The 21,508-nt window shown below is 43.2% G+C and carries 19 protein-coding genes and 1 tRNA gene; 17 read left to right on the forward strand and 3 right to left on the reverse strand.

Annotated elements, in window-relative coordinates:
* Positions 1-231 precede the first annotated feature (231 nt).
* From E4U82_RS14535 to E4U82_RS14575, 9 genes are all read left to right on the forward strand, one after another.
* Positions 232-305 (forward strand) — tRNA-Gly (locus E4U82_RS14535).
* A gap of 132 nt (positions 306-437) precedes the next feature.
* Positions 438-2,141 (forward strand): ABC-ATPase domain-containing protein, encoded by a 1,704-nt coding sequence (locus tag E4U82_RS14540; RefSeq protein WP_135110883.1) that lies wholly within the window; start codon positions 438-440, stop codon positions 2,139-2,141.
* Positions 2,142-2,166: 25 nt separating this feature from the next.
* Entirely contained in the window at positions 2,167-3,330 is a 1,164-nt protein-coding gene (gene queG / locus E4U82_RS14545; protein WP_135110884.1) for a tRNA epoxyqueuosine(34) reductase QueG, read from the forward strand.
* 115 nt (positions 3,331-3,445) lie between these two features.
* Complete coding sequence (locus E4U82_RS14550; RefSeq protein WP_135110898.1) at positions 3,446-4,603, forward strand: RNA-guided endonuclease InsQ/TnpB family protein; 1,158 nt, start codon at positions 3,446-3,448, stop codon at positions 4,601-4,603.
* A 766-nt stretch (positions 4,604-5,369) separates the two neighbouring features.
* Positions 5,370-5,873: a methylated-DNA--[protein]-cysteine S-methyltransferase gene (locus tag E4U82_RS14555; protein ID WP_135110885.1), complete on the forward strand. Its 504-nt coding sequence runs from the start codon at positions 5,370-5,372 to the stop codon at positions 5,871-5,873.
* 13 nt (positions 5,874-5,886) lie between these two features.
* Positions 5,887-6,183, forward strand: a complete 297-nt coding sequence (locus E4U82_RS14560) for a MazG nucleotide pyrophosphohydrolase domain-containing protein (RefSeq protein WP_135110886.1) — start codon at positions 5,887-5,889, stop codon at positions 6,181-6,183.
* 33 nt (positions 6,184-6,216) lie between these two features.
* A complete protein-coding gene (locus tag E4U82_RS14565) occupies positions 6,217-6,654 on the forward strand; it encodes a GNAT family N-acetyltransferase (RefSeq protein ID WP_135110887.1) in 438 nt (145 codons plus the stop codon).
* 116 nt (positions 6,655-6,770) lie between these two features.
* Positions 6,771-7,337: a Uma2 family endonuclease gene (locus E4U82_RS14570; protein WP_209300589.1), complete on the forward strand. Its 567-nt coding sequence runs from the start codon at positions 6,771-6,773 to the stop codon at positions 7,335-7,337.
* A gap of 147 nt (positions 7,338-7,484) precedes the next feature.
* Positions 7,485-7,904, forward strand: a complete 420-nt coding sequence (locus tag E4U82_RS14575; RefSeq protein ID WP_135110888.1) for a VOC family protein — start codon at positions 7,485-7,487, stop codon at positions 7,902-7,904.
* A 382-nt stretch (positions 7,905-8,286) separates the two neighbouring features.
* Here the strand turns inward: E4U82_RS14575 and E4U82_RS14580 are convergent, their stop codons facing one another.
* On the reverse strand, positions 8,287-8,913 hold the full coding sequence (locus E4U82_RS14580) for a thiamine phosphate synthase (protein ID WP_135110889.1): 627 nt from the start codon (positions 8,911-8,913) through the stop codon (positions 8,287-8,289).
* 171 nt (positions 8,914-9,084) lie between these two features.
* Here E4U82_RS14580 and E4U82_RS14585 point away from each other — a divergent pair, with 171 nt between their 5' ends.
* Together E4U82_RS14585 and E4U82_RS20340 are read left to right on the forward strand one after the other, a co-directional pair.
* Positions 9,085-9,495 (forward strand): hypothetical protein, encoded by a 411-nt coding sequence (locus E4U82_RS14585; RefSeq protein WP_245183598.1) that lies wholly within the window; start codon positions 9,085-9,087, stop codon positions 9,493-9,495.
* A gap of 33 nt (positions 9,496-9,528) precedes the next feature.
* A complete protein-coding gene (locus E4U82_RS20340) occupies positions 9,529-9,699 on the forward strand; it encodes an amidase domain-containing protein (RefSeq protein ID WP_245183599.1) in 171 nt (56 codons plus the stop codon).
* On the opposite strand, the gene E4U82_RS14590 is transcribed toward E4U82_RS20340, so the two are convergent.
* On the reverse strand, positions 9,696-10,064 hold the full coding sequence (locus tag E4U82_RS14590; RefSeq protein ID WP_135110890.1) for a hypothetical protein: 369 nt from the start codon (positions 10,062-10,064) through the stop codon (positions 9,696-9,698). The genes E4U82_RS20340 and E4U82_RS14590 overlap by 4 nt on opposite strands.
* Before the next feature lie 103 nt (positions 10,065-10,167).
* Complete coding sequence (locus E4U82_RS14595) at positions 10,168-10,926, reverse strand: hypothetical protein (protein WP_135110891.1); 759 nt, start codon at positions 10,924-10,926, stop codon at positions 10,168-10,170.
* A gap of 580 nt (positions 10,927-11,506) precedes the next feature.
* On the opposite strand from E4U82_RS14595, the gene E4U82_RS14600 reads away from it, so the two are divergent.
* The 6 genes from E4U82_RS14600 (at position 11,507) to E4U82_RS14625 (ending at position 20,842) form a co-directional block, all read left to right on the forward strand.
* Positions 11,507-12,352 (forward strand): amidase domain-containing protein, encoded by an 846-nt coding sequence (locus E4U82_RS14600; RefSeq protein WP_135110892.1) that lies wholly within the window; start codon positions 11,507-11,509, stop codon positions 12,350-12,352.
* 50 nt (positions 12,353-12,402) lie between these two features.
* On the forward strand, positions 12,403-12,876 hold the full coding sequence (locus tag E4U82_RS14605) for a tRNA (cytidine(34)-2'-O)-methyltransferase (RefSeq protein ID WP_135110893.1): 474 nt from the start codon (positions 12,403-12,405) through the stop codon (positions 12,874-12,876).
* Positions 12,877-13,327: 451 nt separating this feature from the next.
* Positions 13,328-16,189: a 2-oxoglutarate dehydrogenase E1 component gene (locus E4U82_RS14610; protein WP_135110894.1), complete on the forward strand. Its 2,862-nt coding sequence runs from the start codon at positions 13,328-13,330 to the stop codon at positions 16,187-16,189.
* A complete protein-coding gene (gene odhB, locus E4U82_RS14615) occupies positions 16,176-17,471 on the forward strand; it encodes a 2-oxoglutarate dehydrogenase complex dihydrolipoyllysine-residue succinyltransferase (RefSeq protein WP_135110895.1) in 1,296 nt (431 codons plus the stop codon). The genes E4U82_RS14610 and odhB overlap by 14 nt, the downstream gene beginning before the upstream one ends.
* A gap of 333 nt (positions 17,472-17,804) precedes the next feature.
* On the forward strand, positions 17,805-18,995 hold the full coding sequence (locus E4U82_RS14620) for a NupC/NupG family nucleoside CNT transporter (protein WP_135110896.1): 1,191 nt from the start codon (positions 17,805-17,807) through the stop codon (positions 18,993-18,995).
* Between the two features lie 764 nt (positions 18,996-19,759).
* Positions 19,760-20,842 (forward strand): undecaprenyldiphospho-muramoylpentapeptide beta-N-acetylglucosaminyltransferase, encoded by a 1,083-nt coding sequence (locus E4U82_RS14625; protein ID WP_135110897.1) that lies wholly within the window; start codon positions 19,760-19,762, stop codon positions 20,840-20,842.
* Positions 20,843-21,508: the final 666 nt, after the last annotated feature.

Here is a 21,508-nt window from a genome sequence, read left to right on the forward strand (position 1 = left end):
GATTTCATTATGCCGGATTGGTATAATGAAAAATGTTCCGCAAAAAAATACATATTTTGCAGGTGACGATTTGTGCGGGTGTAGTTTAGTGGTAAAACCTCAGCCACGAGCAACGCATCCACCGAATAAGCTGCGAGTTGCGAGGAGCGTATGCTTCACAGACATCACTTGCAACGCGACGAGCATGACAGGCTTGTGAGTAACAAAATAGAATTCATCAATTAGCCATGCGCGGGTGTAGTTTAGTGGTAAAACCTCAGCCTTCCAAGCTGATGTCGTGGGTTCGATTCCCATCACCCGCTCCATACATATGTCTTAACGCAGTGTTTCGCCAACTATCGAAGCATTGCGTTTTTTACTTATATCCGCATTGCTTGAATGCGCCATGTTCACCATGTATTCTAAGGTTAAAACTACCGTAAATTGAGGGATACGTTATGAAACAATTATTGCAAACATTGAAACAGATTGATGGGAAAGGCTATAAAGCATATAAGGATATTCAGGGTCACTACAAATTTCCCGATTTTGATTTATATATCGATTATGTTCAGGGTGATCCATTTGCCACACCATCTAAAATCCGGGCGATTGTTCCGCGAAAAAAACGTGCGCTTAAAGACAGCTGGCTCGAGTCGTACAGACGCAGAGTGGCAACAGAAGACGTCATTGCGCGCAAGGTCGGTGACGCCATTGCAAAAGGCAATTTTTTCATAAAAGGATCCGGAAAAAGCGGCAACATTCAATTTGATTCTCCTGGGCAGGAAGTGCTTGAGCGCAGTGCTGTGCAAGCTGACTCAAACGCCATCACTGTTTGCATTTCAGTAGGCTTGCCGGCGAACGGGCGCAAAATTAATGGGAGAGAGGCAGAGAAATTGTTTGCCAACGCCATCCCTGCCATTTTAAGAAATTCTGTTTTTTCAATTAACGATAAAGAAATTGAAGATGCTGTCCAGCTTGCTGACCAGCAGGAAGCAATCAGGGAGAAAATGCGTCAAAACAACTGGATTTCGTTTGTTGCCAATGGGTCTGTTCTTCCAAGGGGGAGCGGAATCAGCAACCGGCCTTTGAAAAACGCCGTTCCGTTTCAGAGCCCGAAAGAAAATGAGGTGGCCATCGACATCCCCCATCAGACAGAACCAATTAAAGGCTTGGCAATCGATAAAGGCATAACATTAATTGTCGGCGGCGGTTACCACGGGAAAAGTACTATCCTGGAAGCGATTGAACGCGGTATTTATTCACATACACAAGGGGATGGGCGTCAATATGTGCTTACAGATCCGGATGCGGTGAAAATCCGTGCTGAAGATGGCCGTCAAGTAACAGGTGTGAATATTTCACCGTTTATCAATAATTTGCCGCACAAGCAGGACACGACATTTTTCTCAACGGAAAATGCCAGTGGCAGTACGTCACAGGCAGCCAATGTGATGGAGGCACTGGAAGCCGGGGCTGGAACGCTGCTGATTGATGAGGATACGAGTGCCACCAACTTTATGATTCGTGACCAAAGGATGCAGCAGCTGGTGCATAAAGACAAAGAGCCCATTACCCCGTTTATTGATAAGATCAGACAGATGCGTGATGAGCTTGATGTGTCGACACTTTTGGTAATGGGTGGTTCCGGAGATTACTTTGACGTTGCCGATTCGGTCATTATGATGGAGGCTTACGTGCCATACAATGTGACAGATGAAGCAAGAAGGATACTATCTGAAAACCCAATTGACCGGGGGGCGACAGATAACGATGCATTTGGCAGCATCAGTGAACGGTGCTTTCAGCAGCATTCCCTGCAGACCAGAAAAGGTAAAAAATCCAAAACGCAGGCGAAAGGGCTGACTAAAATACTGATGGGACAGACGGATATTTCGTTTGCGGCGACTGAGCAACTCGTGGATACGTCACAGACACGCATGATTGCCGAAATCATCCAATACCTGGACCGTACTAATGCGCTTGGGGGTAGAACACTATATGAACTCCTCGATGACATCGAGCAGCAAATGAATCAAAACGGACTTGCCTCGTTTACGGTGTTTAAAGACCAGCACCCTGGCGATATTGCCCGTCCAAGACGGTATGAAATTGCCGCTGTCCTGAACAGAATGCGCACAGCAAGGGTTAATCAGAAGTAATCTGACAGAAAGGGAGGCAGCTCGAATGAAGACAGAACAACTCAAGAAAGATATCGTGGCATACAGCCGGGAAATCGGCATCGACAAAATCGGGTTTGCTTCTGCAGACGTATTTGCAGGATTGAAAGATCGATTGAAGCGCCAACAGGAACTTGGCTACCAGTCGGGTTTTGAAAAAGGGTCGATTGAGGAACGGACAGAACCTGAGCGGCTGCTGCCAGAAGCTCAATCAATCATTTCCATTGCGCTGGCGTATCCATCCCGTATAAAGGATGGTCCGAAAAGCACGAAAGAAGAGCGACGCGGCGTGTTTTGCCGTGCTTCGTGGGGTGTGGATTACCATGAAGTCTTAAGGGAAAAACTCGGGAAATTGTCAGCCTTTATCAAGGAAAAAGTACCTGAAGCGTCGATGAAAGTGATGGTTGATACGGGTGAATTGTCTGATCGGGCTGTTGCCGAGCGGGCCGGGATCGGGTTCAGCGGCAAAAATACCGCGATGATCACACCGGAATTCGGTTCGTATGTCTATCTGGGTGAACTGATCACGAATCTCCCATTTATTCCGGATACCCCGCTTGAGGATGGTTGCGGCTCGTGTACGAAATGCCTGGATGCCTGTCCGACCGGAGCGCTTGTGCAGGGCGGACAGCTTAACGCCCAGCGCTGTCTGGCATTCTTAACACAGACGAAAGGGTTTATGCCTGATGAAGACCGCTCGAAAATCGGGAATTTCATCTACGGATTTGATACATGTCAGGTCGTCTGTCCCTATAATAAGAAAATTGATGTTCATCATCATCCCGAGTTTGAACCAGAACCGGATGTGGCCAAGCCAAAATTGAAGCCGTTGCTCCGGATTTCCAATCGGGAATTTAAGAATACTTTTGGACATATTGCCGGTTCATGGCGTGGCAAAAAACCGTTGCAACGCAATGCTCTAATCGCGCTTGCTCATTACAAGGATGAGACAGCTGTCGATGACATGATTGCCGTTATGAATAATGACCCGCGGCCGGTCATCCGTGGTACAGCAGCATGGTCGCTTGGGAAAATCGGTACAGATGAAGCATTTGCAGCAATTGAAGCGGCAACGGAAAAGGAAAGCGATGAACAAGTCATGGCCGAAATGGAAAAAGGACTTGCGTTTAACAAATTTGCCGAGAAGTCTCCTTCAAAATCTGTGATTTAGTGGGGGATGAATCGGTGCTTTATGGTTATAAAAAAACTAAAGATTCTTGACAAGGGAACACTTGTTTGATATAGTGATGATAAAGCTAACGTTCGGACGGTGACAACAAATGCTGGTGCGCATGAATTATAAATATGAAGTGTTTCCAAACAAAGAACAGATTCAGACATTGGATAGCTGGCTATCCATTTGTCGCCAGCAGTATAATTCCGCCCTTTTGGATAAACAGCGTTTTTACCAAAAGAACAAGACAGGGCTGTCCCGAACACAATTACAAAAACAGCAAAAAGCAGATAAACAAAAGATTCCACTTCTTAAAACGGTACCGTCGCAACCTTTGCAGGAGGTATTTTTTCGTCTGGAACGAGCGTACAAGAACTTTTTCGAAGGGCGTGCACGTTATCCGAAAATCAAGAAATATAAAGATTATAATTCACTGACATTCACACAATTTGGGGTCGAAAAGCGACATGTAAAAAAGAAAACCGGTGAAGTCAAAGTAAGTGCTGTGCGTCATGCTGCTTCGCTAGACGAGAACAATCATCTTCTTATTTCAAAGCTCGGGACAGTGTATGTAAATTTTCATCGTCCATTGGAAGGGAAAGTGAAACAAGTCACTATCAAACGTCAGGGTCACCGCTGGTTTGCGATATTCAGTGTTGAAAGACACGTAAACGAAACGGTTGAGTTTCCTGTTCAATCAACAGGCATTGATGTGGGTATTCAAAAGTTTGCCGTCTTATCCGATGGGACGACAGTCGAAAACCCAAAGTTCCTCTTGAAAGAAGAAAAGAAACTGCAGCGAGCGCAAAAGAAACTTTCCCGCATGAAAAAAGGCTCAAACAACTGGAAGAAACAACTTCAAAAAGTGCAGCAGTTGCACATAAAAATTGCAAACCAGCGCCGTGACTTTCTCCATAAGCTGAGTTTTCGTCTTTCGAAGACTTATCAATTTGTTTTTGTAGAAGACCTGATGATCCGAAACATGGTGAAAAACCGTCATTTGGCAAAGTCGATTCATGACGCTGGCTGGGGTGCTTTTGGTAATATGCTCGCATACAAATGTAACAATAATGGTGGAAAACTCGTAAGCATTAAACCGCACTATACCAGTCAGGACTGTTCCGGATGTGATGAGCGTGTCAAGAAATCTCTGTCTGTTCGCACACATGTATGCAAGTCATGCGGGGCCATTCTTGACCGCGACCATAATGCTGCCATCAATATTGAAAAAGCTGGACTGGCTTTTCTGGGTCTGTGTCCAACCGCATAAATAGATTGTTCCAACCTGTAGGGCAAGGTCCTGTCCGAACAGTATAAAACAAAGCCCTGGGAGATGATGTAAAACTCGGTTCGTTAGAACAAAGCCATCGTCCGTGAATAGGGAAGCTCCATCAAAATCATTGATTTAGGGGTGGAGAGGTTCACAAAGGCTGTTCTCTAAACGATTATTGCTTTTACACAAAATCTATAAACTGCGACGTAGACTGAGATGGTGGTTGGACTGCTGCTACGGAAATACACTCCGCGAACCTTAGGGCTCGCGATGAGTCTCCTCGTGAGAAAACCGCTCACTGCGGGGTCTCATCGTCTTCGTTTTCCCGCAGGAGTCTCCGTGTATTTCCTTCGCTAACATGGCGTTGATTGGAGCGAAAGACAGTTCCCGAAATAAGGGATAAGTGTTAATTCGTCGCACAGGAAAAATACTCGCTTTCCATGGGTTTGGAGCCACTTGTATTCAGAATTCCTTTCGCCATCGGAGGCAATATACGTAGACTCCTATGGGAACAGCACGTGTCCGAAGACCCCGCAGGAAAGCGCTCTTTGCTTTCCGAGGAGGCTGAGGCCGTGCCCATGGAAAGCGAAGTATATTGCCGGAGAGTTTCTAAGCACTTAGCGGTAATCAGGGTGGCATAAACCGATTTCTGAAAATTTTAAATACATTGCAGTTTATCTCAACTATGAGAGAACAGGACATGAAAGTTTATAAAAAGGTTTTTTGCACCTGATTAAAAACTACTTGAAAAGAGGCGTTAATGATGGAGATGTACTACGGTGAAATGAACTTTCAGATTGGTACACTCACGATTGTCAGTGATGGTGAAAAAGTTCTCAGAATAGATTTTGGATCGTTTGCTGATGTTGAAGCGAAACTGCAAAAATGGAGCAGCCGTTATTTTGACAAGCCAGTATTCATTCAAAAGCCTGAAAAAGTCGACCATGCTGCAACCGAACTGCGTGAATATTTTCAGGGAAAACGACGGGACTTTACATTCGATGTCACATTTTATGGCACTCCTTTTCAGCAAAAAGTCTGGCATGCCTTGAATGACATTCCATACGGTGATACGAAAACCTATAAAGATATTGCACAGGCCATTCATAATCCGAAAGCCGTCCGTGCAGTTGGCGGTGCTGTCAACAAGAACCCGTTTTCGATCGTAGTGCCTTGTCACCGGGTTATTGGAACGGATGGCAAAATGGTCGGTTACGGTGGCGGCTTAGATAAAAAAGAATACCTGCTGTCACATGAAGCCCGGTGAAAGGAGATAGTTTATGAACCTGGATGATTTTCAACAGTATGTTAAAGCGTTTTGCGAGGAAAAAGGGTTTTCTAATGTTTCCGATGAAGAACGTTATTTATTCTTTATGAGTGAAGTCGGCGAAATGAGTGAGGAATTGTTAAATTTAAGGTTTGCAGAGGATGATAAGCAGCTGGAAATAAAAAAAGCACTTAGTCATGAAATATTTGATGTCATATGGAATGCTGTCGAAATTGCAAATCGACAAGGTATAAATCTTACACAGGCATTTAAGGAAAAAATGGAGATAAACAGTAAACGGTCCTGGTAAACGTATATTATACATATAGGGGTGGGATTGTTTTTGGAGTGTGTACATTTTGAGACTGGATTTCCCGAACAACAGTTAATGGCCCAAATTTTAAGGTTACATGAAGAGATTTTCGAGGACTCTGCCACATTAATTGAGAAGGCGAAACACAAGCACAAAATTCTCTTTTCAGTGGGAATAGAAAAGGAAGAGGTTGTGGGTTATAAAATCGGTTATGAGATGAAACCGGACATATTTTATAGTTGGTTGGGCGGGGTCAATAAAATTCATAGGCACCAAGGCATTGCATCCAAACTGATGAATGAACAGCATTCTCACCTGAAAAGCAAGGGTTATAAGACCGTTCAAACTAAAACAAAGAATAAATGGCGAAATATGCTTATTTTGAATATAAGATGTGGCTTTAATGTGGTTGGTATAGAAACGGATCAACAGTGTGAACCCAAAATTATACTTGAAAAAAAACTATGAATAGCTTAGGTGCGTGTCTTCACACAAGAAAACCTGAATATATGGAAAGAGCCATATGGTGTTAAGCGAATTGGTTTAAAGGTGTTACAATAAGAATAACCTAGGAGGTGTCTATTGTGAGCATAAATCAACCGCATTCCAAGAGAGTAACCTATGCTGATTATCTCACTTGGTCTGATGAACCACGTTATGAAATCATTGACGGTATTCCCTATGTGCAAGCAGCACCTTCGAGACAACACCAACGTATTGTAACCCAACTTACGGGGGAACTATACCCAATTTTAAAAGAGCGGCCATGCGAAGGATATGTTGCTCCTTTTGATGTTAGATTATCAGCCGCAGATGATGAACAGGAATATCATGTTGTACAGCCTGATATTAGCGTGATTTGCGACGAAAGAAAATTAGATAGCAGAGGGTGTAAGGGCGCCCCGGATCTCATAGTGGAGGTTCTGTCTCCTTCCACTTGGCAAAGAGACCGCATTGAGAAATTGAACCAGTATCAAAAATATGGTGTGAAAGAGTACCTGCTCATTTACCCTAATGAGAAAATTATGGAGCAATATATCCTTGGAGAAAACGGTATGTTTGGAACACCATATATTTACAAGGAAGAGGATATCTTTTCTTCAGATCTTTTTCCGGACTTTGAAATCGTAATGAGCGTTATTTTCTCTTGAACGGGACTTCTGAGGGTTATGCCCCGTCCTCTTTTAATGGCCTTTTTTTATACCACAACAATTAATATGTTTAGCACTGTACCAGAAGCGGTCTATAAAGAAATAGTATTCAGTGAGTAAAAATCACATAGAAGGAGCCGAGTTATAATGGAAAAGGTTACACCATTTTTAATGTTTCAGGGTGGAAAGGCTGAAGAAGCCATGAATTATTACACGTCACTTATCGAGGATTCAGCTATTACGAATATTGTCCGTTATGGTGCGGATGATGAAAATGGAGAAGAGGGGACCGTGATGATGGCGTCCTTTTCATTAAAGGGACAAGAATTTATGTGCATTGATAGCTTACCCGTTCATAATTTCTCTTTTACACCATCCTTCTCAATTTTTGTGACGTGTGATTCGGAAGAGGAGCTGAACCATCTTTATGACAGTCTTCTTGCAGATGGAGAGGCTTTGATGCCTCTTGGTGACTATGGTTTTAGTAAGAAGTTCGGCTGGGTCAATGATCAGTTTGGTATATCATGGCAGCTTAACCTCGAATTGATTGATGTTAATCAATCATAAAATTCCGTAATTCTTGAGTGTCCCACAGTGTACATGATGAGCAAGCAAAAGGCGCCCGTAAAGGACGCCTGATTTTAGACATTGATGTTTGTTTCAAAAGATAAGAAAGTATAAATTTCCGGCTATATGAAGCTCTTTGTCAGCAATAGCCATGTCCAGCTTCGACGTACAGGACGTACTAGTGCCGGCGTTGGCACAGGACGTGCCGAACTTAGCCGGCCAGCGCCCAGCAACTATCAAACTTCACACTCCTCCACTACGATAAGTCAACATCGGTTCGCTTCCAGCTCACCGTGTTTCCTTTATCTCATTGCGAAGTGCTCCAGTTTGTACGTTGCTAAACGGGCGCTTGCGTTTTTCTTAATACAGGGTGTACGTTCAGTTATAACTTCTTAACGGCATCCCCAATCGATCCGTTCGCTTCTGTGATGGCGGATATAATAGCAACCCCGCTGGCACCTGTGTCGATGACATCATTGGCGTTTGTCGTATCAATCCCGCCAAACCCAACTACCTGAAGCGTCGGATACGTGGCGCTGATTTGTTTGATGAGGTCCAGCCCGATTGGCGCTTTCTTTTCAATATGAGGCAAATCTTCAAATAAGGGACCGACAGCCACAAAATCCACTAACACCAGCTGACCGCCATCCTCCTGTTCTGCCGATGACATCGTCAAGCCGATTAATTTATTGGGATATTGTTCTCTTAATTGTTCAAATCCTTCATATTCCTGATTCAAACGAATTCCGTCCGCATTCAGCAACTTCATCATTTCAATGTCATCATTAACGATAAAAGGGATATCATACTGTTTACAGATTTTACGCAATTTGGTACCAAAATTGATTTTGTCTGTTCCAAAAAGCTGGTCCTCTCCCAGTTCACGGAATTCAAAAGCCGTAATACCTGCCTGAATAGCTTCTTGTAGTATGTTTTCTGCATCTTTATCCGCTGGCACATCCTGGCTTCCCATCACAAAATATTTTCTCGTGAAATTTTGATTTGACATTTATTACACGTCCTCTATTCAAAAAATTTCATTTGTTATCAATACTAACGTTCCCATAAGACCATACCAGTAAACGTTATAATGAAACAGCGTCATTCACTTTTTTTGTTTCAAATGGCCAGGATTTGGACAATCATTCTCTCCATATACTATTAATGGAGGGGATTTTTTATGGAAACATTAAAAAAAAGCTGGCTTGATTTTTTCCAATCTGAACGGCAGGAGGATAATTGGTGGAAACGGAAGAAGGATTTATACCGGGAGCGTGAGGCTGACATTGTCCGGGTCAACGGGGAAGGGCATGTATTTGAAGAACTCCGGTATTCCGGTCAATCGATCAGCCGGTACCTCATGCATTTATCATTTTTGGTCAAGCAGCAGGATCAATTTTTTCGGGAAGAGCAGGTCGTGCCGTTTCAATTAAGACGGGAAAATGGGGAAGTCATGGAACATCGGAGGGAGGAGAGGCCGCTTCCGGATGAAGAGAATCCGGTGATCGAATCGGAATCGCTAAGAGATTCGGCAGGTGAGCGGTTTTCTTATGACAGGCGTGCAGCTGTTCAATATGCGGAGCGGTGGTGAAACAGTTATAATCCGGCGTAGCGGCAGTTTGATGTGGATTGTACCAATTATGTCTCACAGTGTATGCGTGCCGGCGGAGCGCCTGACCGGGGGAGCGGCTGGTGGTACCAGGAGGATAATTGGAGCTACAGCTGGGCGGTGGCCCATTCAATGCGCTGGTATTTAAGCGGCTCGACGTCCGGGTTAAAGGGGGAAGAAGATTAATTAACCTGGTCTTGAGGATTTTCTTTTAAATATTCAAGCAGTTTTTCGTAGTCATACGTCTTATATACCATACCATTTGTGTCAAACAGAATATATGCAGGAGATTTTTCAATATTTAATTTTGGATATTCATTATTAACTAGATCCGATGATGATTCATAGATAATATTTGAAATACCGATGTTTTGTTCTTCTAATTGTTCTGAAGTTATATCATCTTCAACAGAGAATAATAGATATTGCCCTTCCTGATCAGGTATTAATTCAGTGTAATAACGTGCGTAATCATCTATTGGATCTTCGCTACAAGAAGCAAAGATCATAATTGAAGCCAACACAAAAATAAAAAGTGTTACCTTTTTCATACTTCCATTCCCCCCACTATATACTTAAAAATATTCTAACGGTTTTCAAGAAGTGGCAAAACACTTTTTATGAAACTGAAGTTTTGCCACTTTTATATTTTACCTAATATTGATTTTGCAGATGTAACTCCCAAGTATCTCCAGATTTTGAAATATCTGTATAGCTATTCATTCCAAATATATACCAGCTAGTATCAAAGGTAATTGGGTACCATGAAGAGGGAGTATAGTACGTATAACTAAAACCACTTAGATATCTTGTTGAGTTTTGATCTCGTACATATCCATTTGCATATGAACTCCATCCTTCTGCACCGTAATTAACAGACTGATTAGATAAATTGAATGTGGGATCATTCACATCCCATCCTCCTGAAACTCTTGTTAAATCATAATGTACTTTTCCATTTGAATCAGTAACCTCGTCATAATACAGTGTGCTATAGGCTCTTACGCCATAACTTGAATCAAAGTCTTCTCCATATTTTCGACCAGAACGACTAGTGACATCTAAGTCCTTCCCTGTTACAATGTTGAAACTAGTAGTTGCAAAAGACTGTATTTGTGCATCATTTGGTTTTATTTCCTTTTTTAATAATTGAGTTGTAGACTGACTATTTATTTCTTTTGAAGTTTTATCTCCTTTTAAAATACCTTTTTGTTCAACCATTTGCGGCAATTCTTGTTTTGGGATATCTGAAATATTATGTTTCGCTCTTTCAAATAGCTTTTCAACGTCTTTAATTTCACTAGATTGATAAATTACTCCCTCATCAGTTGTCTCGGCAAAAACGGGTGATCCATAAACAAACAGGGTTAATACAAAACTTGCAGTGATAGTCAAAATACAACGTTTTGACATTTAAATCCCTCCATTTTGTAACATATAAGTTTCCCTGAAAACAATGCTTTCACAAAGTAATGACTTTTTCTACCCTCCTAGTTTATGATGGGAATACTTGCATATTCTAATATAACAAAAATATTACAAATTGTAAATATTTTAATAATTTGAATTAGACTGATATAGAGGCTTTTTACAGTAGAAGAAGATATTAAGAAGAAGGATAGTAAAAAATATTACTGTTAACAATAAATTGGATATCTGCATTTTTGCTTTATATATTTAGTTCTATTGCGTTTGGTCCTTTTGCATTCTTTCTTGGAGTAGTTTTAAAAAAGGGATAGCAAAGTAGGGGATCAAGGCAAGATAATTAGGGTATTGGTGGTGATTTATGAAGGGATGGTATTTTCCAATTGAGATTAGCAATCTTAGATTCTAAGTAACTTCATCTTCATTATATGGGATTAAAAACATTATATTTTCTCTTAATATATCCCTCGCTTTTGGGGATTACGGTCCATTTTCACCGGATCTGTTTTCAGTGACCAGGATTTGGACAATCATTCTCTCCATATACTATTGATGGAGGGGATTTTTTATGGAAACATTACAGGAAAGCTGGCTTGATTTTTTTCAATCTGACCGGCAGGAGGATAATTGGTGGGAACGGAAGAAGCGCCTAAATCGTGAGCGTGAGGCGGAGATTGTCCGGATCAGCGGAAAAGGGCATGTATTTGAGGAACTTCGGTATTCCGGCCAATCGATCTTCCGGTACCTTATGCATTTATCCTTTTTGGTCAAGCAGCAGGATCAATTTTTCCGGGAAGAACTGGTTATGCCGTTTGAATTGCGGCGGGAAAATGGGCGCGTCATGGAACACCGGCTGGCAGAAAAACAGCTTCCGGATGAAAAGATCCCGGTGATGGAGCCGGAATCGCTAAGAGACTCTGCAGGTGAGCGGTTTTCTTATGATAGAAGGGCCGCTGTCCAGTATGCGGAGCGGTGGTGGAATAGTTATAACCCGGCGTACCGGCAATTTAACGTGGACTGCACCAATTATGTTTCACAGTGCCTGCGTGCTGGCGGGGCGCCGATGCGGGGGGCGCCTGACCGGGGGAGCGGCTGGTGGTATCAGGATGATAACTGGAGCTTCAGCTGGGCGGTGGCCCATTCAATGCGCTGGTATCTAAGCGGATCAACGTCAGGGTTAAAAGGGACGGTGATGGAATCGGCCCGTGACCTGATCCCCGGTGACATTATCTGCTATGATTTTGAGGGGGACGGCAACTGGAATCACAATACGATTGTCGTTGCCAAAGATGCCAATGGAATGCCGCTGGTTAATGCCCATACAGATAACAGCCGCAACCGGTACTGGTCCTACGAGGATTCCACTGCCTGGACACCTGACATTCAGTATAAGTTTTTCCGGATTGATGGTTAAGTGGTATAATGTTGGAGTTGTAATGTATATTTGGAAGAGGAGAATGGAACGTGAGCCTGCATGTCGTACTATACCAGCCGGAAATTCCGGCCAACACAGGAAATATTGCCAGAACGTGTCTGGCAACAAACGCAACCTTGCATCTGATTCATCCACTTGGATTTTCCACCGATGATAAAATGGTTCGCCGGGCAGGACTGGATTATTGGCCCTATGTGGATGTCCGTGAATATGAGGACATAGAAGAGTTATATCAGGATCATCCGGAAGGGGCGTATTACTATATCGAAAATGTCGGATCAAATTATTACACCGACTATGATTTTACCGATACGGATCAGGATTTATTTTTTGTGTTCGGCAGGGAAGGCAGCGGATTTCCGGATGACTTTTTAAAAGGGAAAGAAGATCAATGTCTGAGGGTTCATATGGGTGACAAAGTCCGTTCGCTGAATTTGGCGAACACAGCAGCCATTATTGTTTATGAAGCATTAAGACAGCAAGGATTCCCAGGAATGGCATAAACGGTCTCTATGAAAAAAGCATCGGCTGAACTGCCGGTGCTTTTGATTCGTGAACTTCTTATTGATCCCGCTTCGGTACGCCAGGTTTCGCATCATAACCCGCAGTAAAGCAGGAAACCACAAATGTTACAGCAACAGCTAAAATCAGTGCCAGTTTCATGATATTGCCTCCTTGTCTAACCTATGTACAACACGTTTTGTTTATATCATGCCCTTATTATATCGAATAATTCCTCTGATGTGAACCGTGAGCGCTTATTTTGAAATGTTGTTCTCCCCGGTTGGAAGATTGAATTATTTTATTTTTAAAACACCTGGTTCCTTTATTGTTTCGTTTGCTTAAATAGGGTATATTAGTTGAAGAGTCGAACGCTAAAGTTCTATAATGGCAACAGAGTTCAAAAGCCGTTTTGAAACGGGATAAAGTTAACTTCTAATGGGGGTATAAGACGTGGCACAGAATGAAGAAACCCATGAAGGATTCTGGGGCAGATTTCATGGGCCGAATATGGGCTATATTGAGGAACAATACGAGTTATACAAGGAAAACCGTGATGCAGTTGATCCATCTTTAATTGAGCTTTTTGATAAGCATGGCGCCCCTGATTGGAGTGAATCTTCACAAGGCACAAGCCGGACAACTGAACCCGTGTCGTCTGGTGGCGATATTAAAAAGTTAACCTCAGCAATGAGACTTGTTGAGGCTATTCGTCGTTTTGGACACCTTGAGGCAGACATTTATCCGGTGGGGCATGTCAATCGTAAAACAAATCTGGTTGACCCTGAGACGTACGGATTATCTGAGGCAGATTTACGGAATATCCCGGCTTCCTTATTATGGGAGCAGTCTCCGGATAAAGTGGGAGATGGCTTTGAAGTGATCCGGGAGCTGAAAAAATTGTATTCCGGGACGATTACGTTTGAATATGACCATGTGAACGATGATGATGAACGCGAATGGCTGCTGGATTATATCGAGTCAGGCAAATATAATGCGGCAGGTTCAGATGAAAATAAAAAAAGCCTGCTTGAACGGTTGGCTCAGGTAGAAGGGTTTGAAGAATTTCTGCAAAAAACTTTCGTCGGACAAAAGCGTTTCTCCATTGAAGGATTGGAGTCGATGATTCCGATGCTTGATCGCGTTGTAAAAAATTCAATCGAGGACAAGATTGAGCACATTATGATGGGGATGGCACACCGCGGCCGTCTCAGTGTATTGGCACACGTTCTTGGTAAGCCATTTGACAATATATTTTCCGAGTTTCACCATTCTCCTGACAAGGAATTAATCCCTTCTGAAGGCTCAACCGGTATTAACTCCGGCTGGACAGGGGATGTCAAATATCACTTTGGCGCAACGAAAGATGTCAAAGAAGAGGACGGAACGGCAACACGGATAACACTTGCCAATAACCCATCACACTTGGAATTTGTGAACCCGGTTGCGGAAGGATTTGCACGTGCAGGCCAGGATAACCGTTTTCAAAAAGGCTACCCTGAGCAGGATTTCAGCAAAGCATTACCTGTATTAATTCATGGTGATGCGGCATTCATCGGGGAAGGTGTTGTTGCTGAAACGCTGAACTTCAAAGGGTTGCCGGGCTATCAGACAGGTGGAACACTGCATATTATTGCGAATAATCTGCTCGGTTATACAACAAACCAGAACGATGGTCGTTCAACACGTTATGCCAGTGACTTGGCAAAAGGGTTTGAGATTCCTATTGTTCATGTGAATGCTGATGATCCGATTGCATGTGTGGTTGCCATGAAAATGGCATATGAGTATCGTCAAACATTCCATAAAGATTTTCTGATTGATCTCGTAGGCTATCGCCGTTATGGTCATAATGAAATGGATGAACCACGGGCGACACAGCCTTACTTGTATCAGGATATTGATAACCACGCAACGACAGCACATGTTTTTGCTGAAAAGCTGCAAAAAGAAGGTGTTGTTGAACAGGATGAATTGGATCATTTAAAAGAGCGGACCGAATCCAACCTGCGGGAAATTTATGAAAATATGAAGGAAAATGATTCAGGTGAGGCGGAAGCTAAACGGATGCCAAAAGCCTTAACAAACGGGCTCGACCAGTTTGATACAGCTGTACCGCTGGAAACCCTGAAAAAACTGAACGGCGATTTGCAATCACGTCCGGACGGATTTACGGTTTTCCGTAAATTGAAACGGATCCTGAGCAGACGTGATGATGTGCTGGAAGAAGGGAATAAGGCGGACTGGGGTGCAGGTGAAGCATTGACTTATGCATCTATTCTTAATGATGGAATCCCCATTCGTATAACAGGCCAGGATACAGAGCGCGGGACGTTTGCACATCGTCATTTGGTTCTTCACGATGCCGAAACAGGGGAAACCTATTGCCCGATGCACGGTCTTGAAGGCGTGGATGTATCGTTTGATATTCGTAACAGTCCGCTGTCAGAAGCTGGCGTTCTGGGGTTTGAATATGGCTATAGTGTGCAGGCACCGAATACACTGGTTATCTGGGAGGCACAATTTGGTGACTTTGCCAATGCTGCTCAGGTGATTTTTGACCAATTCATTGCAGCTGCTCGTGCCAAGTGGGGCGATAAATCAAATATGGTGATGTTGTTGCCGCACGGTTATGAAGGACAGGGCCCTGAACACTCCAGCGCACGTCTGGAACGCTACTTGCAATTGGCAGCGGAGAACAATTGGATTGTGGCCAATATCACGTCGTCCGCGCAATATTTCCATTTGCTTCGCCGGCAGGCAGCGATGCGCGGAAAAGAAGAGGCACGTCCGCTCGTTTTGATGTCGCCGAAGAGCCTTCTGCGTAATCAGCGGGTCGCTTCCAGCCCGGAAGAATTTTCAGAGGGCAAATTCGAACCCGTAAGACAGCAGCCTAATCTGAAAGTGAGCAAGAAAAATGCAACAAGACTGTTAATCGGCAGTGGTAAAGTCATGGTGGATATTGAAGAGGCCATTGTTGATTCGGACGAAACGTTTGACTGGCTGCGCGCGCTCAGACTGGAACAGATTTATCCGTTCCCGAAAAAGCAGCTGGAAAAAGAATTAAAAGAACTGCCGAACTTAAAAGAAATCGTCTGGGTACAGGAAGAACCGCAGAACATGGGTAGCTGGGACTTCGTTGATGATTACCTGCGGGCGTTATTAACAGACGATCAGACACTGCGCTATATCGGCCGTCCACATCGTGCATCACCAGCTGTAGGGGAGCCTAATGTGGACAAAAAAGAAAAGCAGCAAATTATTAAACAAGCAATTAATCCGTCAGAAGGAGGAGATTCCAGTGAGCGAAATTAAAATTCCGGAATTGGCAGAGTCGATTACTGAGGGAACGATTTCTGAATGGCTCGTCAAAAAAGGTGACAAAGTTGAAAAGGGCGATGCGGTAGTTGAACTGGAAACAGACAAAGTCAACGTTGAAGTGAACACGGATTACGCAGGTGTTATAACTGAAATCACAGCCGAAGAAGGCGATGATGTTGAAGTTGGAGACGTCATTGCAAAATTGGACGAAAATGCTGAGGCTGGCGAAAGCAATGCCAGTGAAGAAACCAAAGAGGAAACGGCTGAAGCCGCTGATGATGGTGCTAAAGAGAATAAAACGGCAGAATCATCAAAAGAAGAGGCCAAGGAAGGTCAACAGGAGGAACAGAAAGATGCTTCTTCCGACACCAGCCAAGATGTCGTTGCATCTCCTGCAGCCCGTAAGCGCGCCCGTGAACTCGGCATTGACTTGAGTGATGTCCAGTCACGTGATCCATTAGGCCGTATCCGCCCGGAAGATGTTGATTCCACTGCGAAAGGCGGAAGCGAACAGAAGGAATCGAAACCGTCTAAAAAAGAAGCACCGGAACAATCGGAGAAAACAGAATTTGATAAGCCGGTTGAACGTGTGAAAATGTCACGCCGCCGTCAGACGATTGCCAACCATCTTGTGGATGTTCAGCAGGAAGCAGCTATGCTGACAACATTTAACGAAGTCGATATGTCGGCGATCATGAAACTCCGGAGTGAACGGAAAGAAAGCTTTATGCAAAAGCACGATATTAAGTTAGGCTTTATGTCGTTCTTTACCAAAGCTGTGATCGGTGCATTAAAAGATTTTCCGCTGTTGAATGCAGAAATACAGGGAAAAGAACTTGTGCTGAAAAAATTCTATGACATTGGTATTGCGGTATCCACGGAAGAAGGACTGGTCGTACCGGTCGTTCGTGACGCAGACAAGCTGGATTTTGCCGGGGTTGAACGGGAAATCCGTAATGTCAGTCAAAAGGCAGTCAACAAAGAACTAGCGTTGCAGGATTTGCAAGGCGGAACCTTCACGATTACAAACGGTGGCACATTCGGATCGATGATGTCAACGCCTATTTTGAACGCTCCGCAAGTTGGAATACTTGGAATGCATAACATTCAAAAGCGTCCTATGGTTATGCCGGATGATTCGATTGAAGTGCGTCCGATGATGTACCTTGCTGTATCATACGACCACCGGATTGTTGATGGCAAGGAAGCTGTCCAATTCCTTGTGCGTATAAAAGAATTGCTGGAAGACCCGTATGATTTATTGTTGGAAGGCTGATTGAGTTGAATACGCCCCCGCATTGATGAGAAGTCATTGCGGGGGCTTTTAAATGGCTGAAATTCGGGAATTATATTGCATAGTATGGTAAAGCTTCTCCCGAAAAAGACATTTTTAGAGGTTATTCAAAAGTCTGGTGAAAATGACACGGCAAACTCGAATTTTTTTGTGATGTTAAAATTCATGCTTACAGGGAATGACTAACAATATCATATAGAAAAATTCTACCTTGCCAGACGTCTGACAACCTGTTACAATCACTTAAGGAAAAGGCGTTGTTGTAAGCCATTTCAGAGTCTTGAACTCGGTTTAACTTCAAAGGGAGGCACATCAGTGGATATTTTGTTTGGTATTTTAGCAATCATGATTGTATTAGGACTGGCTTATTTAATGTCCAATGACAAGAAACATATTAATTACAGGGGCATTGGTGTCATGCTGCTCGCACAACTTGTCATTACCTGGTTCATGTTTAATACAGAGATAGGCCGCACCATTATCGAGGGCATCTCAGCCGCGTTTAACAAATTGATTGAATTCGGTACAGAGGGTGTTAATTTTGTTGTTGGCGGTATTCAGGTAGCAGAAGGTGGAAGTGTATTCTTCTTTAATGTTTTGCTTTTAATTATCTTTTTCTCGACACTTCTTTCTGTTCTGACATATTTGCGGATTCTGCCACCGATTATTAAATACTTGGGCGGGTTATTATCAAAAATAACCGGGCTGCCTAAAGTAGAGTCGTTTAATGCGGTCAATAGTATCTTCTTTGGACAGTCCGAAGCCTTATTGGCCATTAAAACGCAATTCCATCATTTGGATAATAACCGGCTGTATATTGTCAGTGCATCGGCGATGGGGTCAGTATCGGCGTCCATTGTTGGTTCCTATCTGCAAATTCTGCCGCCTGAATATGTACTAGCGGCATTGCCGCTCAACATGTTCAGTGCGATCATTCTCGCGTCTATGATTGCACCGGTCAATGTGCCAAAAGAGGAAGACAGAGTTGATGTGAAAGAAGTTTCGCAGGACAAAAGTATTTTTGAAGCCATGAGTAATGGGGCACTGGACGGCGGTAAAATTGCTTTAATTGTTGCGGCAATGCTGATTGCATTCATTGCTGCACTTGAATTGGTTAATTGGTTGATTCAATTTATATTTGCCGGTGTCACGCTGCAGGAGATTCTCGGGTATATCATAGCACCAGTTGGTATTCTAATGGGCATTTCACCAGGTGAAGTAATTGAAGCCGGTGGTGTCATGGGAACGAAAATTGTTACCAATGAATTTGTCGCGATGCTGGAATTTGAACAAAAACTTGGATACATGTCCGAAAAAACAATTGGAATCGTCACGGTGTTCCTGACCAGCTTTGCCAACTTTTCGTCGATTGGCATCATTGCAGGAACTGTACAGGGAATTGACAGCAAAAAAGCTGTACAAGTTTCCGGCTTTGGTATGAAACTGCTTATTGGCGCAACGCTGGCTTCGATTCTGTCCGCCACGATTGCAGGACTGTTTCTTTAAGAGGTTGTTCAAAAAGTCCGGTAAAAACGACACATCGAATTTCTTCGTTGGCTTGTTTCTCCGCTCCTTGGAAAAGAAAACCACTTTTCCTGCGTGCGATGCGGATTCATTGAAGCATTCCTTATGCTCATGTATCAAAAAGGCATAGGAGAAGTTCTGCTAAAACCGCCCACGTCAATCGCCAGCGCAGAACTCACCACAACACGCGAGAAGCCCGCGCTCAAAACTGCGTCGCCTCGAACTTCGACGCGATTGACGTGCTAGTGCAGGCGTTGGCGATTGACGTCGCGAATTTAGCCGATGACGGTCCTTTTTATCCTCCTTTTTGAACACGCACTTTAAACCTTTTTTCAAAGGCCCAGATCCTTGAAAAGAAAGCAATGAACAAAAGCAGGCGCTCATCCATAGGGGATTTGTGCCTGCTTTCATTTTAAGATAAGAAATTTTTGGCTATATGAAGCTCTTTGTCAGCAATAGCTAGTTCCAGCGCCTGCCCTCTCGAGGTCTTAAGCAACTATTTTTACGTGGCAAAATCTGCCACTATAAATTTTGCTTTAGCTTTTCAGGGGTGAACAAGTTACCCTGTGCTTTTCTTATAATTAAAGTAAAAATGTAGTTGAAAAAGATATTTCATGATACTGTAATGAATATAATCAGCATGGTATACACGTTGCTTGTATGAACTCAGAGTAGCGGACATATTTGGGAAATTTGATGTGTGTCCGGATTTTTCGCATGTGTTGTGATAGAAGGAGTGCTTTGTTATGCGTACGAAACGAATCTTATTTACAGGAGGCGGTACTGCCGGTCATGTGATCGTCAATATTGCACTGATACCTGTTTTTCAGAGGGAAGGATGGGAAATTGACTATATCGGTTCCAAAAATGGCATTGAACAGAGACTAATCGAATCACTGGATGGTGTCACGTATCATTCGATTTCTACGGGTAAACTAAGACGTTATTTGTCAAAGGAAAATGTGAAAGACCCGTTCAAAGTGCTGAAAGGGACAATAGATGCGTGGCGCATTATCGGAAAACGGAAGCCGGCAGTTGTGTTTTCCAAGGGCGGGTTTGTTTCCGTACCGGTTGTCATGGCGGCAAGACTGCGTGGCGTGCCAGCAGTCATCCACGAATCTGATTTTACCCCGGGCCTCGCCAACAAGATTGCCATTCCTTTCGCTAAAAAGGTGCTGGCAACCTTTCCGGAGACCATGGAATATCTCCCGGAAAAAAAAGGTGAATACGTCGGGGCAGTTATCAGGGAAGAGCTTTTCCAGGGTAATAAGGAAAAAGGACTGGACATGTGCGGATTTACCAAAGAAAAGCCTGTGTTGCTCATTATGGGGGGTAGTGGTGGAGCGGAAAAGATCAACCAGACAGTACGGGCCGGTCTTGATCAGCTTTTATCCGAATTTCAAATCGCCCATATTTGCGGTCAGGGGAAGACTGACCCGTCCATTGACCGGGATGGTTATACACAGTTTGATTATGTCAATGACGAGCTGAAGGATCTGTTTGCAGCAACTGATTTTGTCCTGTCACGTGCGGGCGCCAACGCCATTTTCGAATTCTTGGCATTGCGAAAACCAATGCTGCTGATTCCACTGTCAAAATCAGCAAGCAGGGGCGATCAGATCATCAACGCCAACTCATTTAAAAATAAAAACTATGCCAGAGTGATGGAAGAGGAAGCCTTGGCAGAGGAAACTCTGGTACAGGAATTGTTTAAGCTGAAAAACCAGGCGCCGGTTATGATTGATCATATGAAAAAGTACCAGAGTGAAAAAGCACGTGAACGGGTAATTGAGATTATTAAAACGACCGGCGGGATAGCGTCTGAATAAATGCAGGAAACGGACGATTACGTTTGAAACCGGCTGGTCATCGCCAGTCAGTACCAGCTGACAGATTCTAAAACCACCATGACCGATTATAGTTGCTTCATCTTAAAACTGTCTTCATTCAATTGGAGGCAGTTTTTCTTAAAAGGTAAGCGCTTTTTTTATGAGAAAGATGAAACTGCATAGATCGTTTATAGTCATTTCATGTTGATTTGCTGAGGTTTTTTAATTGAACAGGTGGATTTATCAAACTCACCTGGCAATGTCCGATTTTGTCGATATATCGAGTATTTTATCAAATAAGTCTGGTTTTAACATGTTATTTGTGAATAACGTTGTCATATCTGTGTTTATCGTATCATATCAGTCTATTTGCAATTTGATAAATAATCATTTGTTTATTAACATAAATAGGTGTTGCAAGAGACACAACCCGCACGCAAGCTTCAAGATCCATTTTGCCCAAAACCCTCGTTGGCCTTTTTCCTCGTCAATTGAGAAGGTACTTATTTTTGTATTTCAGAAATATTCGATTAAAACATAAAGACCTGCGGTAAGATGTCAAGTGAAAAATAAATAAATATTTAGTTATCAAGGTGCGATTTGCTTAAAAAAGGCAATAGGAAACTAGACCAGTAAATAAATGGTAATTACTGGAAGACAATTAAA

The organism is Lentibacillus salicampi (assembly GCF_004565465.1).
GTDB classification, from domain to species: domain Bacteria; phylum Bacillota; class Bacilli; order Bacillales; family Amphibacillaceae; genus Lentibacillus; species Lentibacillus salicampi.

Coding starts and splice junctions, on each gene's coding strand:
- E4U82_RS14555 (WP_135110885.1), top strand. CDS start 5,370: ATGGAGATGTACTACGGTGAAATGAACTTTCAGATTGGTACACTCACG.
- E4U82_RS14595 (WP_135110891.1), bottom strand. CDS start 10,926: ATGTCAAAACGTTGTATTTTGACTATCACTGCAAGTTTTGTATTAACC.
- E4U82_RS14560 (WP_135110886.1), top strand. CDS start 5,887: ATGAACCTGGATGATTTTCAACAGTATGTTAAAGCGTTTTGCGAGGAA.
- E4U82_RS14585 (WP_245183598.1), top strand. CDS start 9,085: ATGGAAACATTAAAAAAAAGCTGGCTTGATTTTTTCCAATCTGAACGG.
- E4U82_RS14540 (WP_135110883.1), top strand. CDS start 438: ATGAAACAATTATTGCAAACATTGAAACAGATTGATGGGAAAGGCTAT.
- E4U82_RS14580 (WP_135110889.1), bottom strand. CDS start 8,913: ATGTCAAATCAAAATTTCACGAGAAAATATTTTGTGATGGGAAGCCAG.
- E4U82_RS14575 (WP_135110888.1), top strand. CDS start 7,485: ATGGAAAAGGTTACACCATTTTTAATGTTTCAGGGTGGAAAGGCTGAA.
- E4U82_RS14590 (WP_135110890.1), bottom strand. CDS start 10,064: ATGAAAAAGGTAACACTTTTTATTTTTGTGTTGGCTTCAATTATGATC.
- E4U82_RS14600 (WP_135110892.1), top strand. CDS start 11,507: ATGGAAACATTACAGGAAAGCTGGCTTGATTTTTTTCAATCTGACCGG.
- queG (WP_135110884.1), top strand. CDS start 2,167: ATGAAGACAGAACAACTCAAGAAAGATATCGTGGCATACAGCCGGGAA.
- E4U82_RS14625 (WP_135110897.1), top strand. CDS start 19,760: ATGCGTACGAAACGAATCTTATTTACAGGAGGCGGTACTGCCGGTCAT.